Genomic DNA, 18,298 nt, shown 5'->3' with positions numbered 1-18,298 from the left:
TTTTCGGAGATTTTTTTATGGCAGGTCATAGTAAGTGGGCCAACACAAAGCACCGTAAAGCGGCGCAGGACGCCAAGCGCGGTAAAATTTTCACCAAGATTATTCGTGAGCTGGTCACGGCCGCCAAGCTGGGCGGCGGCGATCCGGACTCCAACCCGCGTCTGCGCGCGGCGATGGACAAGGCGCTGTCGAACAACATGACGCGCGACACCATGAACCGTGCCATCGCGCGCGGCGTGGGCGGCGATGATGATACCAACATGGAAACCATCATCTATGAAGGTTACGGCCCTGGCGGCACCGCCGTGATGATCGAATGCCTGAGCGACAACCGCAACCGCACCGTGGCGGAAGTGCGCCACGCCTTCACCAAATGCGGCGGCAACCTCGGCACCGACGGTTCCGTGGCTTACCTGTTCACCAAGAAGGGCGTGATCACCTACGCACCGGGCCTGGATGAAGACACCGTGATGGAAGCGGCGCTGGAAGCCGGTGCGGAAGACATCGTGACCTATGACGATGGCGCCATCGACGTGTTCACCGCCTGGGAAAGCCTGGGTGCGGTGAAAGACGCGCTGACCGCGGCGGGCTTCGAAGCCGAAGCGGCGGAAGTGTCGATGATCCCATCGACCAAGGCCGACATGGACGCGGAAACCGCGCCTAAGCTGTTGCGCCTGATCGATATGCTGGAAGACTGCGACGACGTGCAGGAAGTTTACCATAACGGTGAAATCTCCGACGAAGTGGCGGCGACGCTGTAATCCGGTAAAACGGGCGCCGCCGTTCGGTGGCGCCGTGCATGCAAGGTGGATGTAGATATGGCGATCATACTCGGTATCGATCCCGGCTCACGCGTCACCGGCTATGGCCTGATCCGCCAGCAGGGGCGTCAGTTGAGCTATATCGCCAGCGGCTGCATCCGCACGGTGGTGGACGACATGCCGACGCGGCTGAAGCTGATTTACGCCGGCGTCAGCGAGATCATCACCCAGTTTCAGCCCGATTTCTTCGCCATCGAACAGGTGTTTATGGCCAAGAACCCTGATTCGGCGCTCAAGCTCGGCCAGGCGCGCGGCGTCGCGATCGTCGCGGCGGTGAATCAGAATCTGGAAGTGTTCGAGTATGCGGCGCGGCAGGTCAAACAGACCGTGGTCGGCACCGGCGCGGCCGAAAAGGCGCAGGTACAGCACATGGTGCGCTCGCTGCTCAAACTCTCGGCCAATCCGCAGGCGGACGCCGCCGATGCCCTGGCCATCGCCATCACCCACTGCCACCTCAGCCAGAACGTGCTGCGGATGAGCGAAGGGCGGTTGAACCTGGCGCGCGGGCGTTTGCGCTGACGCTAAGCGATGATTGCACAGGCTGGATATTCATCCAGCCTTTTTTATGTTATAAGCTTTACCAGCAACGGCATGGCAGGGCGCCATGCCCGGTCATTCTGCAGGAGGGTAAATGATAGGTCGTCTCAGAGGAATTATTCTGGAAAAGCAGCCGCCGCTGGTGTTACTGGAGGCGAACGGCGTGGGCTATGAGGTACACATGCCGATGACCTGCTTTTACGAGCTGCCGGAACTGGGGCAAGAGGCCATCGTGTTTACCCACTTCGTGGTGCGTGAAGATGCGCAGCTGCTGTACGGTTTCAACGATAAGCAGGAGCGCGCGCTGTTCCGCGAGCTGATCAAGGTCAACGGCGTCGGGCCGAAGCTGGCGCTGGCGATCCTGTCGGGTATGTCCGCGCAGCAGTTCGTCAGCGCGGTGGAGCGTGAAGAGATCACCGCACTGGTCAAGCTGCCGGGCGTGGGCAAAAAAACCGCCGAGCGCCTGGTGGTGGAGATGAAAGACCGTTTCAAAGGGCTTAACGGCGACCTGTTCAACAGCAGCAGCGAGATCAGCCTGCCGTCTGCCACTGACCAAGCGCCGGATGTGGACGCGGAAGCCGAGGCCGTTTCGGCGCTGGTGGCGCTGGGCTATAAGCCGCAGGAAGCCAGCCGCATGGTCAGCAAGATTGCCAAGCCGGGCGCCGACTGCGAAACCCTGATCCGCGACGCGCTGCGCGCCGCCCTGTAAGGCCGAAAAGGGGTAGATAATGATTGAAGCCGATCGCCTGATTTCCGCCGAACCGATCAACGAAGAAGAGATCCTCGATCGCGCCATTCGTCCCAAGCTGCTGACCGAATACGTCGGCCAGCCGCACGTGCGCGAGCAGATGGAGATCTTCATCCAGGCGGCCAAGCAGCGCGGCGACGCGCTCGACCATTTACTGATCTTTGGCCCACCGGGGCTGGGGAAAACCACCCTGGCCAACATCGTGGCCAACGAAATGGGCGTGAATTTGCGCACCACCTCCGGCCCGGTGCTGGAGAAGGCGGGCGATCTGGCGGCGATGCTGACCAACCTCGAACCGCACGACGTCTTGTTCATCGACGAAATCCACCGTTTGTCGCCGGTGGTGGAAGAAGTGCTGTATCCGGCGATGGAAGACTACCAGCTGGATATCATGATCGGTGAAGGGCCGGCGGCGCGTTCGATCAAGCTCGATCTGCCGCCGTTCACGTTGGTAGGTGCCACCACCCGCGCCGGCTCGCTGACCTCGCCGCTGCGCGATCGCTTCGGCATTGTCCAGCGGCTGGAGTTTTATCAGGTGGCGGATCTGCAGCACATCGTTTCGCGCAGCGCCGGCTGCCTGGGGCTGGAGCTGTCCGACGAGGGCGCCCATGAAGTAGCCCGCCGCGCGCGGGGGACGCCACGTATCGCCAACCGTCTGTTGCGCCGGGTGCGCGACTTCGCCGAAGTGCGCGCCAACGGCGTGATCAGCGGTTCGGTGGCGGCGCAGGCGCTCGATATGCTCAACGTTGATGCCGAAGGCTTCGACTATATGGATCGCAAACTGCTGCTGGCGATTATCGACAAGTTTACCGGTGGCCCGGTCGGGCTGGATAACCTGGCGGCAGCGATCGGCGAAGAGCGTGAAACCATTGAGGACGTGATCGAGCCGTTCCTGATCCAGCAGGGCTTTATCCAGCGCACGCCGCGCGGCCGCCTGGCGACGCAGCATGCCTACCGGCACTTCGGGCTCGAGCGCGAAGCATAAGTTTGCCATCCGCCATCAAGAAGGGCCGCATCTGCGGCCCTTGACGTTAATATTGAACTTGATGATGTTACCGGATTAATAGAAGGCGCATATAAAAAATAAGGAAAATCAATTTATTGATTTTCGGCTGCTCACCACAGAGGAGGAAAAACCGCGTTTTTTCCTCCTCTGTCAGCAGTAGAAAGGGCCGCATCTGCGGCCCTTGTCATATTCTGGTTCTGGCTTTAGTCAAGCCTGCTGTTTTTTGAACAGGCTCAGCGTGAACAGCACGGCGGCGCTCAGCACCACCGAAGGGCCGGCCGGCGTATCGTAAAACGCCGAGAAGGTCAGGCCGCCGGTGACGGCCACCATGCCGAGCAGCACCGCGACGCCGGCCATCTGCTCCGGCGTGCGCGCGAAGCGGCGAGCGGTGGCGGCAGGAATGATCAGCAGCGAGGTGATGATCAACGCGCCGACGAATTTCATCGCCAGACCGATGGTCAAGGCGGTAACCAGCATCAACACGGTGCGTGCGCGCACCAGGTTAACGCCGTCGACGTGCGCCAGCTCCGGGCTGATGGTCATCGACAGCAGATCGCGCCACTGCCACCACAGCACCAACAGCACCACGGCGACGCCGCCGGCGATCATCAGGATATCGCTCAGCGTGACCGACAGCAGATCGCCGAACAGGTAGGCCATCAGATCGACCCGCACGTTGGACATCAGCGCCACCACCACCAGCCCGAGCGACAGGGCACTGTGGGCCAGAATACCGAGCAGGGTATCCACCGAAAGCTGCGGGCGGCGTTCCAGCCACACCAGGGCCAGAGCCAGCAGCAGCGTAATGGCGATCACCGCATAGAAGGGATTGATGTCCAGCAGCAGACCAAAGGCGACGCCGAGCAGCGAGGCGTGCGCCAGGGTGTCGCCAAAGTAGGACATGCGGCGCCAGACCACGAAGGAACCCAGCGGCCCGGCGGCGCCGGCCAACAACACGCCGGCCAGCCAGCCGGGAAGTAACAGTTCAATCATGCTTCGCGGCTCCCGGTTTTCTTCAACACAATTCTTCCCTGCAGGTCGTGACGGTGGTTGTGATGGTGGCGATACACCGCCAGTTGCTCTGCGCCACGGTTGCCGAACATGGCGATGAATTCGGGATGCATCGACACCACCTCCGGCGCGCCGGAGCAGCAGATGTGCTGATTGAGGCACAGTACCTCGTCGGTTTTCGCCATCACCAGATGCAGATCGTGCGAGACCATCAGCACGGCGCAGCCCAGCTCTTTACGCAACTGATCGATGAGATCGTACAGCGCCAGCTGGCCGTTGACGTCCACCCCCTGCGTGGGTTCGTCCAGTACCAGCAGCTGCGGTTTATTCAGCAGCGCTCGCGCCAGCAGCACGCGTTGGTTTTCGCCGCCGGAGAGCTTTTGCATCGGCTGGTCGAGCAGGTGGGCGGCGTGCACGCGCTTGAGCGCCGGCAGAATGTCGGCTTTCTTTACGCCGGGCTTGAGGCGCATAAAGCGGCTGACGGTCAGCGGCAGGGTGGCGTCGAGGTGCAGTTTTTGCGGCACGTAGCCGATGCGCAGATCGGGCTCACGCTCCAGCGTGCCGGCGGTCGGTTTGACCAATCCCAGCACCACGCGCACCAGCGTAGACTTGCCCGCGCCGTTCGGGCCCAGCAGCGTGAGAATACGGCCGGGTTGCAGGCTGAGGGAAATGTTCGACAGCACCTTGCGGCTGCCGAAGGCGACGGAGATATTTTTTAGCGTTATCAGTGTAGACATCTCGAGATTACAGGTTGCAGAACGAAGCGAATGTTATAATATCACGCCTTGTTGATGAAAACGATGGGATTACTGATGATGGCACAGAAAAATACATGGCTGCAGCGCACGCTGTTGGCCAGCGCACTGTTGATAGCCGGCCCGTTGAGCAGCGCTTCCGCTGCGGTGGTGACCTCGATTCGTCCGTTAGGCTTTATCGCATCGGCGATCGCCGACGGCGTGACGCCGACCGAGGTGCTGCTGCCGGACGGCGCTTCACCGCACGATTTTGCGCTGCGCCCGTCCGATATCCAGCGTTTGCGCTCTGCGGACCTGGTGCTGTGGGTCGGGCCGGACATGGAAGCGTTCCTTAACAAGGCGCTGGTGCCGATCTCGGCAACCCGCAAGCTGGCCATCAGCGAACTGCCGGCGGTGAAGCCGCTGCTGATGAAAGGCGAAGATGACGACGATCATGATCATGCAGGCGAAGCGCATAACCATGCCGATGACGATCATGGGCATCATCACGGCGAGTACAATATGCACGTTTGGCTGTCGCCGGAGATAGCAAAAGTGACCGCGATCGCGATTCACGACAGATTATTGGAACTTATGCCGCAAAATAAGGACAAATTAGACGCAAACCTGCGCCAGTTCGAGAATCTGCTGACGCAAACTGACAAAAATGTTGGTAACATGCTTACGCCTGTGCAAGGTAAGGGTTATTTTGTTTTTCATGATGCTTACGGCTACTTTGAGAAACACTACGGTTTGAGTCCGCTGGGCCATTTCACCGTCAATCCCGAAATTCAGCCTGGAGCACAGCGCCTACACCAAATTCGAACACAGTTGGTTGAGCAGAAAGCGGTATGCGTTTTTGCTGAGCCACAATTCAGGCCGGCCGTAATCAATGCCGTCGCCAAGGGTACCAAAGTGCGTTCCGGAACGCTGGACCCGCTGGGCATCGGCATCGCGCTGGGGAAGGACAGCTACGGGAAATTCCTGACTCAGCTGTCAAACCAGTACGTGAGCTGCCTGAAGTAAAGCTTATGAGGATAATATCGAGTGCAGCAGATAGTCCGAACTATCGCTCTGGCGTATAACAACCTGCCACGGCCCCACCGCGTCATGCTGGGGTCGCTGACAGTCGTCACATTGGCCGTCGCTGTTTGGCGGCCTTTTGTTTACCACCCAGAACACAATCCCATTGCCAAGAGCGTCGAGTTAGAATCCAGCCAGATGCGGTCATTGCTCCCCGAAGCCAGTGAACCGATAGATGCCGACCAACCCACCCCCGATGACGAAATCCCGCAGGATGAGCTGGATCAGAAAGATGCCGGCGACGATGGCGTGCATGAATATGTAGTTTCCACCGGTGACACCCTCGGCAGTATTCTGACGCAGTACGGCATCGATATGTCGGATGTCACCTTGCTGGCGTCGCAAAACCGCGATTTGCGTAATCTGAAGATCGGCCAACAGCTGTCGTGGACCGTCAATGATGCGGGCGATCTGCAGCAGTTGACCTGGGAAGTTTCCCGCCGCGAAACCCGCACCTATGACCGCGTCGGCAATAGCTTCAAAGAGTCGAAAGAGGCGCAGCAGGGCGAATGGCGCAACAATGTGGTCAGCGGCCGGGTCAACGGCAGCTTCGTCAGCAGCGCCGGCGACGCCGGGCTGAGCCGTAACGAAATCAATGCGGTGATCAAGGCGCTGCAGTGGCAGCTCGACTTCCGCAAGCTGCGCAAAGGCGACCAGTTCTCCGTGCTGATGTCGCGCGAGCATTTCGACGGTAAGAAATCGCAAAGCCAGCTGTTGGGCGTGCGTCTGCGCACCGGCGGCAAAGATTACTATGCGATCCGCGCCGAAGACGGCAAATTCTACGATCGCCAGGGCTCTGGCCTGGCGCGCGGCTTCATGCGTTTTCCGACCATGAAACAGTTCCGCATCTCCTCCAACTTCAACCCGCGTCGCGTGAACCCGGTGACCGGCCGCGTGGCGCCGCACAAGGGCGTCGATTTCGCCATGCCGGTCGGCACGCCGGTGCTGGCGGTTGGCGACGGTGAGGTGGTGATCGCCAAACGCAGCGGCGCAGCGGGTAACTATGTGGCGATCCGCCACGGTCGCCAGTACACCACGCGCTATATGCACCTGAAAAAACTGCTGGTGAAACCGGGCCAAAAGGTGAAACGTGGCGATCGCATTGCGCTTTCCGGCAACACCGGCCGCTCCACCGGCCCGCACCTGCACTTTGAACTGTGGACCGGCCAACAGGCGGTGAACCCGCTGACGGCCAAGCTGCCGCGCTCCGAAGGGCTGAGCGGCAAAGATCGCAGCGATTATCTGGCGCAGGTGAAGGAAGTGGTTCCGCAGCTACAGTTGGATTAATACCCCCTTTTTCCGGCGCTTCGGCGCCGCTAATTTCATCGGCCTGATTGCGGGCCGATGCTGTTTTATCTGGGCGGTTCGCGGTAGTTAATTGCAAAATCGGTGATGGCAATTATGATTAGCCGAATCGCTAAGCGAAGAGCATGTGCATGCAAAACGAGAAGAAATCGAACATAGAGTTCATCCCGCAGTTTCAGAAAGCCTTTTTATATCCGCGCTACTGGGGCGTGTGGCTGGGAACCGGCCTGATGGCCGGCATTTCGCTGGTGCCTGCGCGCCTGCGCGATCCGGTGCTGGGGGCGGTCGGCAAGCTGGCCGGCAAGCTGGCGAAGGGCGCGCGCCGTCGTGCCCGCATCAATTTGCTGTATTGCTTGCCGGAGCTGCCGGAAAGCGAACGCGAGCACATCATCGACCAGATGTTTGCCTGCGCGCCGCAGTCGATGGTGCTGATGGCGGAACTGGCCTGCACCAGGCCGGAGAAAGTGCTCAAGCGCGTGCGTTGGCACGGTGAAGAGGTGCTGGACAAGATCCGGTCGGAAGGGCGCAACGTCATTTTCCTGGTGCCTCACGGCTGGGCGGTGGATGTGCCGGCGATGCTGATGGCCGCGCGCGGCCAACCGATGGCCGCGATGTTCCACAACCAGCGTAATCAGCTGATCGACTACCTGTGGAATGCCGTGCGGCGTAAATTCGGCGGCCGCATGCACGCGCGCAACGACGGCATCAAACCGTTTATCAGTTCGGTGCGGCAGGGGTATTGGGGCTACTATCTGCCCGATCAGGATCACGGCGCCGAGCACAGCGAGTTCGTCGACTTCTTCGCGACCTATAAGGCAACGCTGCCGGCGGTGGGGCGGTTGATGAAGGTGTGTCGTGCGGCGATCGTGCCTTTATTCCCGGTGTACGACGGCAAAACCAGCATGCTGGATATCTATATTCGCGAGCCGATGGATGACCTGGCCGAAGCCGACGATCCGCGCATTGCCCGCCGCATGAACGAAGAGGTGGAAAATCTGGTGGGCCCGAACCCGGAGCAGTATACCTGGATCCTCAAACTGCTGAAGACGCGCAAGGAAGGGGAGATTGAACCTTACTCGCGCGACGATCTGTACCGTTAATCCTTTCTATCGCCGACGCCGGCCGGGCCACAACCCGGCCGGCGTCGCTTCAGATGTGCACCATACAGCCGCGAGCCCGCAGGATGTCGACGACTTTAGGCGTGCGGGTGAAATCATTCCAGCGCAGGTCCAGCTTGCGCAGGCGGCTCAGTTCGCCAAGGCTTTCTGGCAGGTCGCTCAGGCTATTGGCACGCAGGTCCAGACTTCTTAACGTCGTCAGCTCACCGATATTTTCCGGCAGGCGCGTCAGCTGATTGAAACGCAGGTTCAGCTCGCTCAATCGCGGCAGCCGGCAAAAGGCTTGCGGCAGTTCGGTAATGGCATTGTCAGCCGCGTCGAGTATCTCCAGCTCTGTGAGTTGGGCGAGCTCCGCCGGCAGCGTGGTCAGGGTATTTTTCATGATATGCAGTTCGCGCAGCGCACGCAGTTGCCCGATTTCGGCGGGCAGGCTGCCGATGCGGTTGTTGTATAAACGCAGCTCTTGCAATGCAACAAGCCTCGGTATTGCCTGTGGTAAAGCGGTTAAATGGTTGTCGGTCGCGTTGAGGTAAACCAACTGCTGCAGCTGCGCCAGCGAGCGCGGCAGCTCGCTAAAGCCGTTATCGCTCAGATAGAGGTATTTCAACCGATGCAGCTGCCCCAGTTCTTCGGGGAGTTCGCTTGCGCGATTGTGGCCAAAATCGAACATCTCGAGCTGTTGCAACTGGCCAATCTCCGGCGGTAGGCGGTCGAGCTGATTACAGGAGATATTCAGCACCCGCAGATTTCGGTGCCGGAAGATCGCGGCGGGGAGGGCCGTCAGCTGATTGTCGTACAGGCTGACCTTGCGCAGCGCGTGGCCGACTAACGGCGACTCGTTGAGCTGCGTCAGGCCGTGGCCGTCGAGATCGAGCTCATCACCGCTCGCTGCGGGAGTGTGTTGGTGGAGCATGGCGTTCTCCGTCGTTGATGGCGGTGTCAGGGCAAAAAAAAATGCCGGCCAACGTGAGCCGGCCGGCATTTCGTCTGCGGCGTGGATTACTCGACGCGCAGGATACGGCTGGTATTGGTGGTGCCGACGGTTTCCATCACGTCGCCCTGGGTGACGATCACCAGATCGCCGGAGACCAGGAAGCCTTTGTCGCGCAGGCGATTGACGGCTTCATTGGCGGCGATCACGCCGTCTTTGTGGCTGTCGAAATACACCGGCGTTACGCCGCGATACAGCGCGGTCAGGTTCAGCGTATGCTCATGACGCGACATGGCGAAGATCGGCAGGCCGGAGCTGATGCGTGACATCATCAGCGCGGTGCGGCCGGATTCGGTCATGGCGATCAGTGCGGTAACGCCTTTCAGGTGGTTGGCGGCATACATCGAAGACATGGCAATCGCCTCTTCGATGTTGTCGAACTGCACGTCCAGGCGGTGTTTGGAAACGTTGATGCTCGGGATCTTCTCGGCGCCCAGGCAAACGCGCGCCATCGCCGCCACGGTTTCCGCCGGGTATTGGCCGGCGGCGGTTTCCGCCGACAGCATAACGGCGTCGGTGCCGTCCAGCACGGCGTTGGCCACGTCCATGACTTCGGCGCGGGTTGGCATCGGGTTGGTGATCATCGACTCCATCATCTGGGTCGCGGTGATCACCGCGCGGTTCAGGGTGCGGGCGCGGCGGATCAGTTTCTTCTGAATACCGACCAGCTCCGGATCGCCGATTTCGACGCCGAGGTCGCCACGGGCAACCATCACCACGTCGGAGGCCAGAATGATGTCGTCCATCGCTTCGTCGCTGCAGACCGCTTCGGCGCGCTCAACCTTGGACACGATCTTGGCGTTGCAGCCGGCGTCGCGCGCCAGGCGGCGAGCATAGTTCAGGTCTTCACCGGTACGCGGGAAGGAGACCGCGAGGTAATCGACGCCAATCTTGGCGGCGGTCACAATGTCCGCCTTGTCTTTTTCGGTCAGCGCTTCGGCCGACAGGCCACCGCCGAGTTTGTTGATGCCCTTGTTGTTGGACAGCGGGCCGCCGACGGTCACTTCGGTAAACACTTTCATGCCCTGAACTTCGAGCACTTTCAGTTGAACGCGGCCGTCGTCGAGCAACAAGACATCGCCCGGCACCACGTCGGCAGGCAGGCCTTTATAGTCGATACCGACTTTTTCTTTGTCGCCTTCGCCTTTCGACAGGTTGGCGTCCAGCAGGAATTTATCGCCCACGTTGAGGAAGATTTTACCTTCCTTGAAGGTGGATACGCGGATTTTCGGCCCTTGCAGATCGCCAAGGATAGCGACGTGACGTCCCAGCTTAGCGGCGATTTCGCGCACTTTATCAGCACGAGCCTGGTGATCTTCCGGGCTGCCGTGGGAGAAGTTAAGCCGAACTACGTTGGCACCGGCGGCAATGATCTTTTCCAGATTATTGTCGCGGTCTGTAGCCGGACCCAGGGTGGTAACGATTTTGGTTCTTCTGAGCCGTCTGGACATGTATTACTCCGTTGACTGGTGAAGCAAATATTGGTGTTGCGATAACGTCGGATAACGAAACCTGGCGTGAAATGTAATTTTACAACACTGCTATTTCACCCGGGTTACCCGCATGAGCATATTAACAGGGTACAGCCTCTGATGCCGTCATTCAAATGCCTGTTGAACGGCGATTTTTTCTTCGTCAGGTTACGAATCAAAACTGTTGGGAATGACCACGCCTTTATCAAAGCGCGATTCTTTGAGCGCTTCTTTGACCCGCTTCAAGTTATCTCTGAATTTAGCCCCTCTGCGCAAGGTAAATCCGGTGGCAAGCACGTCAATGAGCGTTAATTGCGCGATCCGCGACACCATCGGCATGTAAACGTCGGTGTCTTCGGGCACGTCGAGCAGCAAAGCGAGGGTCGCCGCCTGAGCGAGCGGGGTGTCGCGCGAGGTGATAGCCAGTACCGTGGCGTCGTTTTCGCGCGCCAGGTGGGCCATCTCCACCAGATTCTTGGTGCGGCCGGTGTGTGAAATCAACACCACCACGTCGCCTTCGCCGGAGTTCATGCAGCTCATGCGCTGCATGACGATGTCATCGAAGTAGACCACCGGGATGTTGAAGCGGAAAAATTTGTTCATTGCGTCGTGCGCCACCGCTGCGGAGGCGCCCAGGCCGAAGAAAGAGATCTTTTTTGCCTGGGTGAGCAGGTCAACCGCACGATTGATTGCGGCAATATCCAAATTTGCCTTTACTGTATCCAGGCTGGCCATCACCGATTCGAAGATCTTGCTGGTATAGGAATCGACGCTGTCATCTTCCTCGACGTTACGGTTTACGTAGGGCGTGCCGTTAGCCAGGCTTTGCGCGAGATGCAGTTTGAAATCGGGAAAGCCTTTGGTATCAAGGCGGCGGCAAAAACGGTTGACGGTAGGTTCGCTGACGTCGGCCATGCGTGCCAGCGTGGCGATGCTGGAGTGAATGGCGGTCTGTGGGGAGGCCAGGATCACCTCGGCGACTTTCCTTTCAGATTTGCTCAGGAGTTCCAGATGGCTCTGGATTTTGTCCAGCGTATTCATATAACGAGAGTCACTCATGGTTTTATCCCTGTGGCTTCAAGCAACAGCGTCGAATTTCGCCCGTGTTGGCCGCGCACGCAGACGCCAAACGAGCGGCTGTAACCTGGAATCGATAGGGTATGTCGATTTCAAACAAAGGAGAAATCAATGCCGGTTTAGTGAAAATATACTACGTGCTGGTAACCGTTGGCAGTCTCGACAGGGCGTATGCAGGCTTTTTTCACCAGAATATGACCTGTGTCTAACTTTCATAATGGTAACAGAGCGTCAAAAAAGACGAAAAATTACAGTTTTGCCCGCCTGTACGGGCTCTGGCGCGCATCGGCGCTACCGCTGGAATCTTGAGGTCTTTTTTCCTGCTTCTGCGCCGGGTTTGCTGGCCGTAGTCAAACAGAGTACATTAGTAATGTAAGAAAATTACAAATATCCTGCAACGAGGAGATGAACATGGCGGTAACCTCTACAGCCCAGGCGTGCGACCTGGTTATTTTCGGCGCGAAAGGTGATTTGGCGCGCCGTAAGCTGCTGCCTTCCCTGTACCAGTTAGAGAAAGCCGGACACATCCACCCGGATACGCGGATCATCGGCGTCGGCCGCGCGGAGTGGGATAAACAAGCGTATACCGAAGTGGTCAAGGAAGCGCTTGGCACCTTCATGAAGGAAAAACTGGATGACGAACTCTGGGCCACGCTGAGCGCGCGTCTGGACTTCTGCAACCTGGACGTCAACGACAGCAAGAACTTTACCAAACTGGGTAAAATGCTGGATCAGAAACACCGCACCACCATCAACTATTTCGCCATGCCGCCAAGCACCTTCGGCGCCATCTGCAAAGGGTTGGGCGAGGCCAAGCTGAACCATGAGCCGGCGCGCGTGGTGATGGAGAAACCGCTGGGCACCGATCTGGCGTCCTCCCGCGTGATCAACGATCAGGTGGCGGAGTACTTCAACGAGTCCCAGGTTTACCGTATCGACCACTATCTCGGCAAAGAGACGGTGCTGAACCTGTTGGCGCTGCGTTTCGCCAACTCGCTGTTCGCTTCAAACTGGGACAACCGCACCATCGATTCGGTGCAGATCACCGTGGCGGAAGAGGTGGGCATCGAAGGGCGCTGGGGTTACTTCGACCAGGCCGGCCAGATGCGCGACATGATCCAGAACCACCTGCTGCAGATCTTGACCATGATCGCCATGTCGCCGCCGGCGGATCTGACCACCGACCGCATCCGCGACGAGAAGGTGAAGGTACTGCGCTCGCTGCGCCGTATCGATCAGACCAATGTGCGGGAAACTACCGTGCGCGGTCAGTACACCGCCGGTTTCGTCCAGGGCAAGAAAGTGCCGGGCTATCTGGAAGAGGAAGGGGCAAACAAGAGCAGCAGCACCGAAACCTTCGTCTCCATCCGCGTGGATATCGACAACTGGCAGTGGGCCGGGGTGCCGTTCTACCTGCGTACCGGTAAACGTCTGCCGACCAAATGCTCGGAAGTGGTGGTGTACTTCAAAAACCCGCCGCTTAACCTGTTCAGCGATTCTTACCAGCAGCTGCCGCAGAACAAGCTGACCATCCGTCTGCAGCCGGACGAAGGCATCGAAATTCAGGTGCTGAACAAGGTGCCGGGGCTGGATCACAAGCACCGTCTGCAGACCACCAAGCTGGATCTGAGCTTCTCGGAAACCTTCAACCAAGAGCACGTGGCGGACGCCTACGAGCGCCTGCTGCTGGAGACCATGCGCGGCATTCAGGCGCTGTTCGTGCGCCGCGATGAAGTGGAAGAGGCCTGGAAGTGGGTCGACTCCATCATGGACGCATGGAAAGCCGACAACGAGGCGCCGAAACCTTATCAGGCGGGCACCTGGGGGCCGGTGGCCTCGGTGGCGATGATCACCCGCGACGGCCGTTCCTGGAACGAGTTCGAGTAATGCGCAATGCCGGCAGCCCGTCTGCCGGCTTTTTTTTTGCCTGCGATCTGCGCGTGGGCCACATCACTTACGGTACGGCCGGACGTCCACGCATTTGCGCGGAGCCCTGTGGCAGGGGCGTGCCATTGTTAACCGCGAGTAATGGAGAAAGAACGATGAAAAACTGGAAAACCAGCGCCGAGCAGATCCTGACGGCGGGGCCGGTGGTGCCTGTTATCGTGATCAACAAGCTGGAGCAGGCGGTGCCGCTGGCGAAAGCGCTGGTGGCCGGCGGCGTACGGGTGCTGGAGGTGACGCTGCGCACCGCCTGCGCGCTGGAGGCTATCCGCGCTATCGCCCAAGAGGTACCGGAGGCGATCATCGGCGCCGGTACGGTGATCAATCCGCAGCAGCTGCGGGAGGTGACCGAGGCGGGGGCGCAGTTCGCCATCAGCCCGGGGCTGACCGAAGCCTTGCTGCAGGGGGCGACGGCGGGGCCAATTCCGCTGATCCCGGGCATCAGCACCGTCTCCGAGCTGATGCAGGGCATGGATCACGGCCTGCGAGAATTCAAATTCTTCCCGGCGGAAGCCAACGGCGGCGTGAAGGCGCTGCAGGCGATCGGCGGCCCGTTCCCGCAGGTGCGTTTTTGCCCGACCGGCGGTATTACCCCGAACAACTACCGTGATTATCTGGCGCTGAAAAGTGTGCTTTGCATCGGCGGTTCCTGGCTGGTGCCGGCGGACGCGCTCGAAAGCGGCGACTACGCGCGCATCACCGAACTGGCACGCAACGCCGTCAGCGGCGCCGCGTTGTAACCCGCACCGTGCCTGAGGTTGGCGCTTATTTGCGCGCCCGCGAATATCGCAAGGCTCAACGTTCTGTTGGGCCTTTTTTAATTTTTATGGTGATTAACTTTCTTATTTTTAACCCGTTTTTTTCTGCTTTTTTATGAAAACGGCAGTTTGCTTTCTTATTTTGGCTGTGGTAAAAATATCTCAGTTGAAAATTTTACTTTTATGAGGATATTGGGCAAATCGCACGGTGTGCGGCTGATAATAGAGAACTATTATGATGACTATTAACGGAACTACCCTCAGAACCTCTACTTGCCAACTCTTCCTGTCTGCGATCCTTGCCAGTGAGCATCACTGGTGCAGCGAGCTATAGCGTCTTTCTCCCTTAACCGGTGCGGGTGGCGGGCTTAGGCCTACGCGCTACCGTTCAGCCGGGCAAACATTCTTTTTGCGTTTGGGTCAGTTTATCCCCAGGGATCTCTGCGTCTTGCGCGCCGCACTACGGCCGTTCGACGAGATAAATCGGGATAAATATGCCTTGGCGCGCGTTATTCGCCGTTTGGGAGAAAAATTATGATTTATTGGATCTTTTTAGGTTTGGCCATCATGACCGAAATCATCGGCACCTTGTCGATGAAATACGCCAGCGTCAACGGCGGCATGATCGGGCACATCGTGATGTACGTGATGATCACCGCGTCTTATGTGCTGCTGTCGGTGGCGGTAAAACGCGTGGCGCTGGGCGTGGCCTATGCGCTGTGGGAAGGCATCGGCATTCTGTTCATTACCCTGTTCAGCGTGCTGTGGTTCGACGAGCCGATCTCGGCGCTGAAGGTGCTGGGCCTGGCTACGCTGATCGCCGGCATCATGCTGGTGAAATCCGGTACCCGCAAAGAGCGAAAACAGGTCAGCCCGCGAGGTGACAACCATGCAACAGTTTGAGTTGTACCACATTGGGTTCCTGGGACTGGCGATTGTGCTGGAAATCATCGCCAACATCTTCCTGAAGATGTCGGACGGCTTCCGTAAAATTTGGCTGGGGCTGTTGTCGCTGCTGTCGGTACTCGGCGCGTTCAGCGCCCTGGCGCAGGCGGTGAAGGGCATCGATCTGTCGATCGCCTATGCGCTGTGGGGCGGTTTCGGTATCGCCGCCACCATCGCCGCCGGCTGGATCATGTTCGGCCAGCGGTTGAACGCCAAAGGCTGGATTGGCCTGGCGCTGCTGCTGACGGGGATGGTGATCCTCAAACTGTCCTGATAGCCGGCAATAAAAAAACCGCAGGCGTAGCCGTCTGCGGTTTTTTTTCGTCTGCGCTCAGGCTTACAGCGCGGCGATGATTTTGATTTCCACTTTGTACTTCGGATTCATCAGCTGCGCCTGCACGGTGCAGCGCACCGGCGCGCTGCCGGCGACCACCCAGGCGTCCCAGGCGGCGTTCATCGCGGCGAAGTCGGCGGCGTCGGCCAGGAAGATGGTGGCATCCAGAATACGGCTTTTGTCCGAACCGACGCGCGCCAGCAGCACGTCGATGGCGGCGAGGGCGTTGGCGGTCTGGGCGGTGGCGTCATCGTCCAGGTTTTCCGGCACGCTGGTGTAGTAAACGGTCTCGTTGTGCACCACGGCTTCGGACCAGCGCTGATCGGGATCAATTCTTTCGATATTCATTTGCTTATCTCCATATCTTAGTCCCGCTAAGGGTAGCACAGCCGGTGATGAAAAAGCGCGGCGATAAAGTGGGTGGTAGCCGGGCGGCAGGCTTGGCATAATCAGCGCTGAATGACACCGGCAGAGAGACAGCGTGACAGACGATTTTGCAACAGACGGCGCCTTGGCGCAGGCTATCAAGGGATTCAAACCGCGTGAGCCGCAGCGGCAGATGGCGCAGGCCGTTACCGAGGCGATCAATTTCAAGCAGGAACTGGTGGTGGAAGCCGGCACCGGTACCGGCAAGACCTTCGCTTATTTGGCGCCGGCGCTGCGCGCCGATCGCAAAGTGATCATCTCTACCGGTTCGAAAGCATTGCAGGATCAGCTGTATGCGCGCGATCTGCCCACCGTCGCCAAGGCGTTGAAGTACAAAGGCAAGCTGGCGCTGCTGAAGGGGCGCTCCAACTACCTGTGCCTGGAGCGGCTGGAGCAGCAGTCGATGGCCGGCGGCGAACTGGCGGGGCAGACGCTGATCGATCTGGTGCAGCTGCGCAAGTGGTCGTCGCAGACCAAAGAGGGCGACATCAGCACCTGCAGCGAAGTGGCGGAAGACAGCTTTGTCTGGCCATTGGTGACCAGCACCAATGACAACTGCCTCGGCAGCGACTGCCCGTTGTATCAGGATTGCTTCGTGGTCAAGGCGCGCCGCCGCGCGATGGATGCGGATGTGGTGGTGGTGAACCATCATCTGTTCCTGGCGGATATGGTGGTGAAAGAGGGCGGTTTCGCCGAGCTGATCCCGGAAGCCGAGGTGATGATTTTTGATGAGGCACACCAGATCCCCGACATCGCCAGCCAGTATTTCGGCCAGCAGCTCACCAGCCGCCAACTGTTGGATCTGGCGAAGGACATCACCATCGCCTACCGCACCGAGGTGCGCGACGCCGCCCAACTGCAAAAAAGCGCCGACCGTCTCAGCCTGAGTACGCAAGATTTTCGCCTGAATCTGGGCGAGCCGGGTTTTCGCGGCAATTTGCGCGACGTGCTCGGCGAACCGAACGTGCAGCGCGCTCTGTTGCTGCTCGATGATGCGCTGGAGCTGTGTTATGACGTGATGAAGCTGTCGCTGGGGCGTTCGGCGCTGCTGGACGCCGCCTTTGAACGCGCCACGCTGTACCGCGCGCGCCTCAAGCGGCTGAAGGCGGTGACGGAGCCGGGCTACAGCTATTGGTATGAATGCAACTCGCGCCACTTCGTGCTGGCGCTGACGCCGCTGACGGTGGCCGATCGGTTCCGCGAAATGCTGGACGAGAAGCCGGGCAGCTGGATCTTTACCTCGGCCACGCTGTCGGTCAATGACCAACTGGGCCATTTTACCGAGCGCCTTGGGCTGAGCAAGGCCAAAACGCTGCTGCTGCCGAGCCCGTTCGACTATGCCAAACAGGCGTTGCTGTGCGTGCCGCGCTTTTTGCCTTCGCCGAATCAGCCCGGCGGGGCGCGCCAGCTGGCGCGCATGCTGCGGCCATTAATTGAAGCCAACAACGGCCGCTGCTTCTTTTTATGCACCTCGCACCAGATGATGCGCGAGCTGGCGGAAGAGTTCCGCGCCACGATGACGCTGCCGGTGCTGTTGCAAGGGGAAACCAGCAAAGGGCAGCTGCTCGCGCAGTTCGTCGCCGCCGGTAACGCGCTGCTGGTGGCGACCAGCAGCTTCTGGGAAGGGGTGGACGTGCGCGGCGATGCGCTGTCCTGCGTGATCATCGATAAACTGCCGTTTACTTCACCGGACGATCCGCTGCTGAAGGCGCGCATTGAAGATTGCCGCCTGCGCGGCGGCGATCCGTTCAATGACGTGCAGTTACCGGATGCGGTCATCACCCTGAAACAGGGCGTCGGCCGCTTGATCCGCGACACCGACGATCGCGGCGTGCTGGTGATTTGCGATAACCGTCTGGTGATGCGCCCTTACGGCGAGGTGTTCCTCAATAGCCTGCCGCCCACGCCGCGTACCCGCGATCTGAAGCAGGCGATCGCCTTCCTGCAGGCCGCTGATACGTCGGCTACGTGAAAGATGAAGGGCTTAC

The 18,298-nt window shown here is 59.4% G+C and carries 18 protein-coding genes; 12 read left to right on the top strand and 6 right to left on the bottom strand.

Translation table 11 applies throughout. The annotated features are described in order from the left end of the window. Positions 1 to 17 precede the first annotated feature (17 nt). The 4 genes from M6G53_RS13695 (at position 18) to ruvB (ending at position 3,091) form a co-directional block, all read left to right on the top strand. Positions 18 to 761 (top strand): YebC/PmpR family DNA-binding transcriptional regulator, encoded by a 744-nt coding sequence (locus M6G53_RS13695; protein ID WP_033647638.1) that lies wholly within the window; start codon positions 18 to 20, stop codon positions 759 to 761. A gap of 57 nt (positions 762 to 818) precedes the next feature. Next, positions 819 to 1,340, top strand: coding sequence for a crossover junction endodeoxyribonuclease RuvC (gene ruvC / locus M6G53_RS13690; RefSeq protein WP_004932367.1), 522 nt, complete (start codon positions 819 to 821; stop codon positions 1,338 to 1,340). Positions 1,341 to 1,452: 112 nt separating this feature from the next. Continuing rightward, positions 1,453 to 2,067: a Holliday junction branch migration protein RuvA gene (gene ruvA, locus M6G53_RS13685; protein ID WP_253332187.1), complete on the top strand. Its 615-nt coding sequence runs from the start codon at positions 1,453 to 1,455 to the stop codon at positions 2,065 to 2,067. Positions 2,068 to 2,086: 19 nt separating this feature from the next. After that, the gene (gene ruvB / locus M6G53_RS13680) at positions 2,087 to 3,091 is read left to right on the top strand and encodes a Holliday junction branch migration DNA helicase RuvB (protein WP_038877130.1); all 1,005 of its coding nucleotides are present in this window, start codon (positions 2,087 to 2,089) and stop codon (positions 3,089 to 3,091) included. Positions 3,092 to 3,319: 228 nt separating this feature from the next. Here ruvB and znuB read toward each other — a convergent pair whose 3' ends face one another. Continuing rightward, positions 3,320 to 4,105 carry a zinc ABC transporter permease subunit ZnuB gene (gene znuB / locus M6G53_RS13675; protein ID WP_219227607.1) on the bottom strand — a complete coding sequence of 262 codons (786 nt, stop codon included), beginning with the start codon at positions 4,103 to 4,105 and terminating at the stop codon, positions 3,320 to 3,322. Continuing rightward, positions 4,102 to 4,860, bottom strand: coding sequence for a zinc ABC transporter ATP-binding protein ZnuC (gene znuC, locus M6G53_RS13670; protein ID WP_004932357.1), 759 nt, complete (start codon positions 4,858 to 4,860; stop codon positions 4,102 to 4,104). The genes znuB and znuC overlap by 4 nt, the downstream gene beginning before the upstream one ends. Before the next feature lie 78 nt (positions 4,861 to 4,938). Here znuC and znuA point away from each other — a divergent pair, with 78 nt between their 5' ends. From znuA to lpxM, 3 genes are all read left to right on the top strand, one after another. After that, positions 4,939 to 5,883: a zinc ABC transporter substrate-binding protein ZnuA gene (gene znuA / locus M6G53_RS13665; protein ID WP_253332208.1), complete on the top strand. Its 945-nt coding sequence runs from the start codon at positions 4,939 to 4,941 to the stop codon at positions 5,881 to 5,883. A 21-nt stretch (positions 5,884 to 5,904) separates the two neighbouring features. After that, complete coding sequence (mepM, locus tag M6G53_RS13660; RefSeq protein ID WP_253332185.1) at positions 5,905 to 7,227, top strand: murein DD-endopeptidase MepM; 1,323 nt, start codon at positions 5,905 to 5,907, stop codon at positions 7,225 to 7,227. A gap of 149 nt (positions 7,228 to 7,376) precedes the next feature. Further along, a complete protein-coding gene (lpxM, locus tag M6G53_RS13655) occupies positions 7,377 to 8,345 on the top strand; it encodes a lauroyl-Kdo(2)-lipid IV(A) myristoyltransferase (protein ID WP_253332183.1) in 969 nt (322 codons plus the stop codon). A 49-nt stretch (positions 8,346 to 8,394) separates the two neighbouring features. On the opposite strand, the gene M6G53_RS13650 is transcribed toward lpxM, so the two are convergent. The 3 genes from M6G53_RS13650 to M6G53_RS13640 all read right to left on the bottom strand — a co-directional run bounded on the left by M6G53_RS13650 (position 8,395) and on the right by M6G53_RS13640 (position 11,867). Continuing rightward, positions 8,395 to 9,276 (bottom strand): leucine-rich repeat domain-containing protein, encoded by an 882-nt coding sequence (locus tag M6G53_RS13650; protein ID WP_253332181.1) that lies wholly within the window; start codon positions 9,274 to 9,276, stop codon positions 8,395 to 8,397. 86 nt (positions 9,277 to 9,362) lie between these two features. Beyond that, on the bottom strand, positions 9,363 to 10,805 hold the full coding sequence (gene pyk, locus M6G53_RS13645; RefSeq protein ID WP_019452801.1) for a pyruvate kinase: 1,443 nt from the start codon (positions 10,803 to 10,805) through the stop codon (positions 9,363 to 9,365). Positions 10,806 to 10,994: 189 nt separating this feature from the next. Continuing rightward, positions 10,995 to 11,867: a MurR/RpiR family transcriptional regulator gene (locus M6G53_RS13640; RefSeq protein WP_033643347.1), complete on the bottom strand. Its 873-nt coding sequence runs from the start codon at positions 11,865 to 11,867 to the stop codon at positions 10,995 to 10,997. A 447-nt stretch (positions 11,868 to 12,314) separates the two neighbouring features. Between M6G53_RS13640 and zwf the strand changes: the two genes are divergently transcribed. The 4 genes from zwf (at position 12,315) to mdtI (ending at position 15,824) form a co-directional block, all read left to right on the top strand. Beyond that, positions 12,315 to 13,790 (top strand): glucose-6-phosphate dehydrogenase, encoded by a 1,476-nt coding sequence (zwf, locus tag M6G53_RS13635; protein WP_004932333.1) that lies wholly within the window; start codon positions 12,315 to 12,317, stop codon positions 13,788 to 13,790. 155 nt (positions 13,791 to 13,945) lie between these two features. Continuing rightward, the gene (locus M6G53_RS13630; protein ID WP_253332179.1) at positions 13,946 to 14,587 is read left to right on the top strand and encodes a bifunctional 4-hydroxy-2-oxoglutarate aldolase/2-dehydro-3-deoxy-phosphogluconate aldolase; all 642 of its coding nucleotides are present in this window, start codon (positions 13,946 to 13,948) and stop codon (positions 14,585 to 14,587) included. A gap of 552 nt (positions 14,588 to 15,139) precedes the next feature. Further along, on the top strand, positions 15,140 to 15,508 hold the full coding sequence (gene mdtJ, locus M6G53_RS13625) for a multidrug/spermidine efflux SMR transporter subunit MdtJ (RefSeq protein ID WP_004932327.1): 369 nt from the start codon (positions 15,140 to 15,142) through the stop codon (positions 15,506 to 15,508). After that, positions 15,495 to 15,824 (top strand): multidrug/spermidine efflux SMR transporter subunit MdtI, encoded by a 330-nt coding sequence (gene mdtI / locus M6G53_RS13620; protein WP_016927446.1) that lies wholly within the window; start codon positions 15,495 to 15,497, stop codon positions 15,822 to 15,824. Before mdtJ ends, mdtI begins: the two co-directional genes overlap by 14 nt. Before the next feature lie 63 nt (positions 15,825 to 15,887). On the opposite strand, the gene M6G53_RS13615 is transcribed toward mdtI, so the two are convergent. Further along, positions 15,888 to 16,232 carry a RidA family protein gene (locus tag M6G53_RS13615; RefSeq protein WP_253332177.1) on the bottom strand — a complete coding sequence of 115 codons (345 nt, stop codon included), beginning with the start codon at positions 16,230 to 16,232 and terminating at the stop codon, positions 15,888 to 15,890. A gap of 133 nt (positions 16,233 to 16,365) precedes the next feature. Between M6G53_RS13615 and yoaA the strand changes: the two genes are divergently transcribed. Next, complete coding sequence (yoaA, locus tag M6G53_RS13610; RefSeq protein WP_253332175.1) at positions 16,366 to 18,282, top strand: DNA repair helicase YoaA; 1,917 nt, start codon at positions 16,366 to 16,368, stop codon at positions 18,280 to 18,282. Positions 18,283 to 18,298 lie beyond the last annotated feature (16 nt).

Source organism: Serratia nevei (assembly GCF_024160145.1).
In the GTDB taxonomy this organism is placed as follows: Bacteria; Pseudomonadota; Gammaproteobacteria; order Enterobacterales; family Enterobacteriaceae; genus Serratia; species Serratia nevei_A.
This window is presented reverse-complemented; position numbering and strand designations above follow the sequence as displayed.

Bases quoted from the DNA above. Each gene is read 5' to 3' on its own strand.
- M6G53_RS13695 (WP_033647638.1), top strand. From the start codon at position 18: ATGGCAGGTCATAGTAAGTGGGCCAACACAAAGCACCGTAAAGCGGCG.
- ruvC (WP_004932367.1), top strand. From the start codon at position 819: ATGGCGATCATACTCGGTATCGATCCCGGCTCACGCGTCACCGGCTAT.
- ruvA (WP_253332187.1), top strand. From the start codon at position 1,453: ATGATAGGTCGTCTCAGAGGAATTATTCTGGAAAAGCAGCCGCCGCTG.
- ruvB (WP_038877130.1), top strand. From the start codon at position 2,087: ATGATTGAAGCCGATCGCCTGATTTCCGCCGAACCGATCAACGAAGAA.
- znuB (WP_219227607.1), bottom strand. From the start codon at position 4,105: ATGATTGAACTGTTACTTCCCGGCTGGCTGGCCGGCGTGTTGTTGGCC.
- znuC (WP_004932357.1), bottom strand. From the start codon at position 4,860: ATGTCTACACTGATAACGCTAAAAAATATCTCCGTCGCCTTCGGCAGC.
- znuA (WP_253332208.1), top strand. From the start codon at position 4,939: ATGGCACAGAAAAATACATGGCTGCAGCGCACGCTGTTGGCCAGCGCA.
- lpxM (WP_253332183.1), top strand. From the start codon at position 7,377: ATGCAAAACGAGAAGAAATCGAACATAGAGTTCATCCCGCAGTTTCAG.
- M6G53_RS13650 (WP_253332181.1), bottom strand. From the start codon at position 9,276: ATGCTCCACCAACACACTCCCGCAGCGAGCGGTGATGAGCTCGATCTC.
- pyk (WP_019452801.1), bottom strand. From the start codon at position 10,805: ATGTCCAGACGGCTCAGAAGAACCAAAATCGTTACCACCCTGGGTCCG.
- M6G53_RS13640 (WP_033643347.1), bottom strand. From the start codon at position 11,867: ATGAATACGCTGGACAAAATCCAGAGCCATCTGGAACTCCTGAGCAAA.
- zwf (WP_004932333.1), top strand. From the start codon at position 12,315: ATGGCGGTAACCTCTACAGCCCAGGCGTGCGACCTGGTTATTTTCGGC.
- M6G53_RS13630 (WP_253332179.1), top strand. From the start codon at position 13,946: ATGAAAAACTGGAAAACCAGCGCCGAGCAGATCCTGACGGCGGGGCCG.
- mdtJ (WP_004932327.1), top strand. From the start codon at position 15,140: ATGATTTATTGGATCTTTTTAGGTTTGGCCATCATGACCGAAATCATC.
- mdtI (WP_016927446.1), top strand. From the start codon at position 15,495: ATGCAACAGTTTGAGTTGTACCACATTGGGTTCCTGGGACTGGCGATT.
- M6G53_RS13615 (WP_253332177.1), bottom strand. From the start codon at position 16,232: ATGAATATCGAAAGAATTGATCCCGATCAGCGCTGGTCCGAAGCCGTG.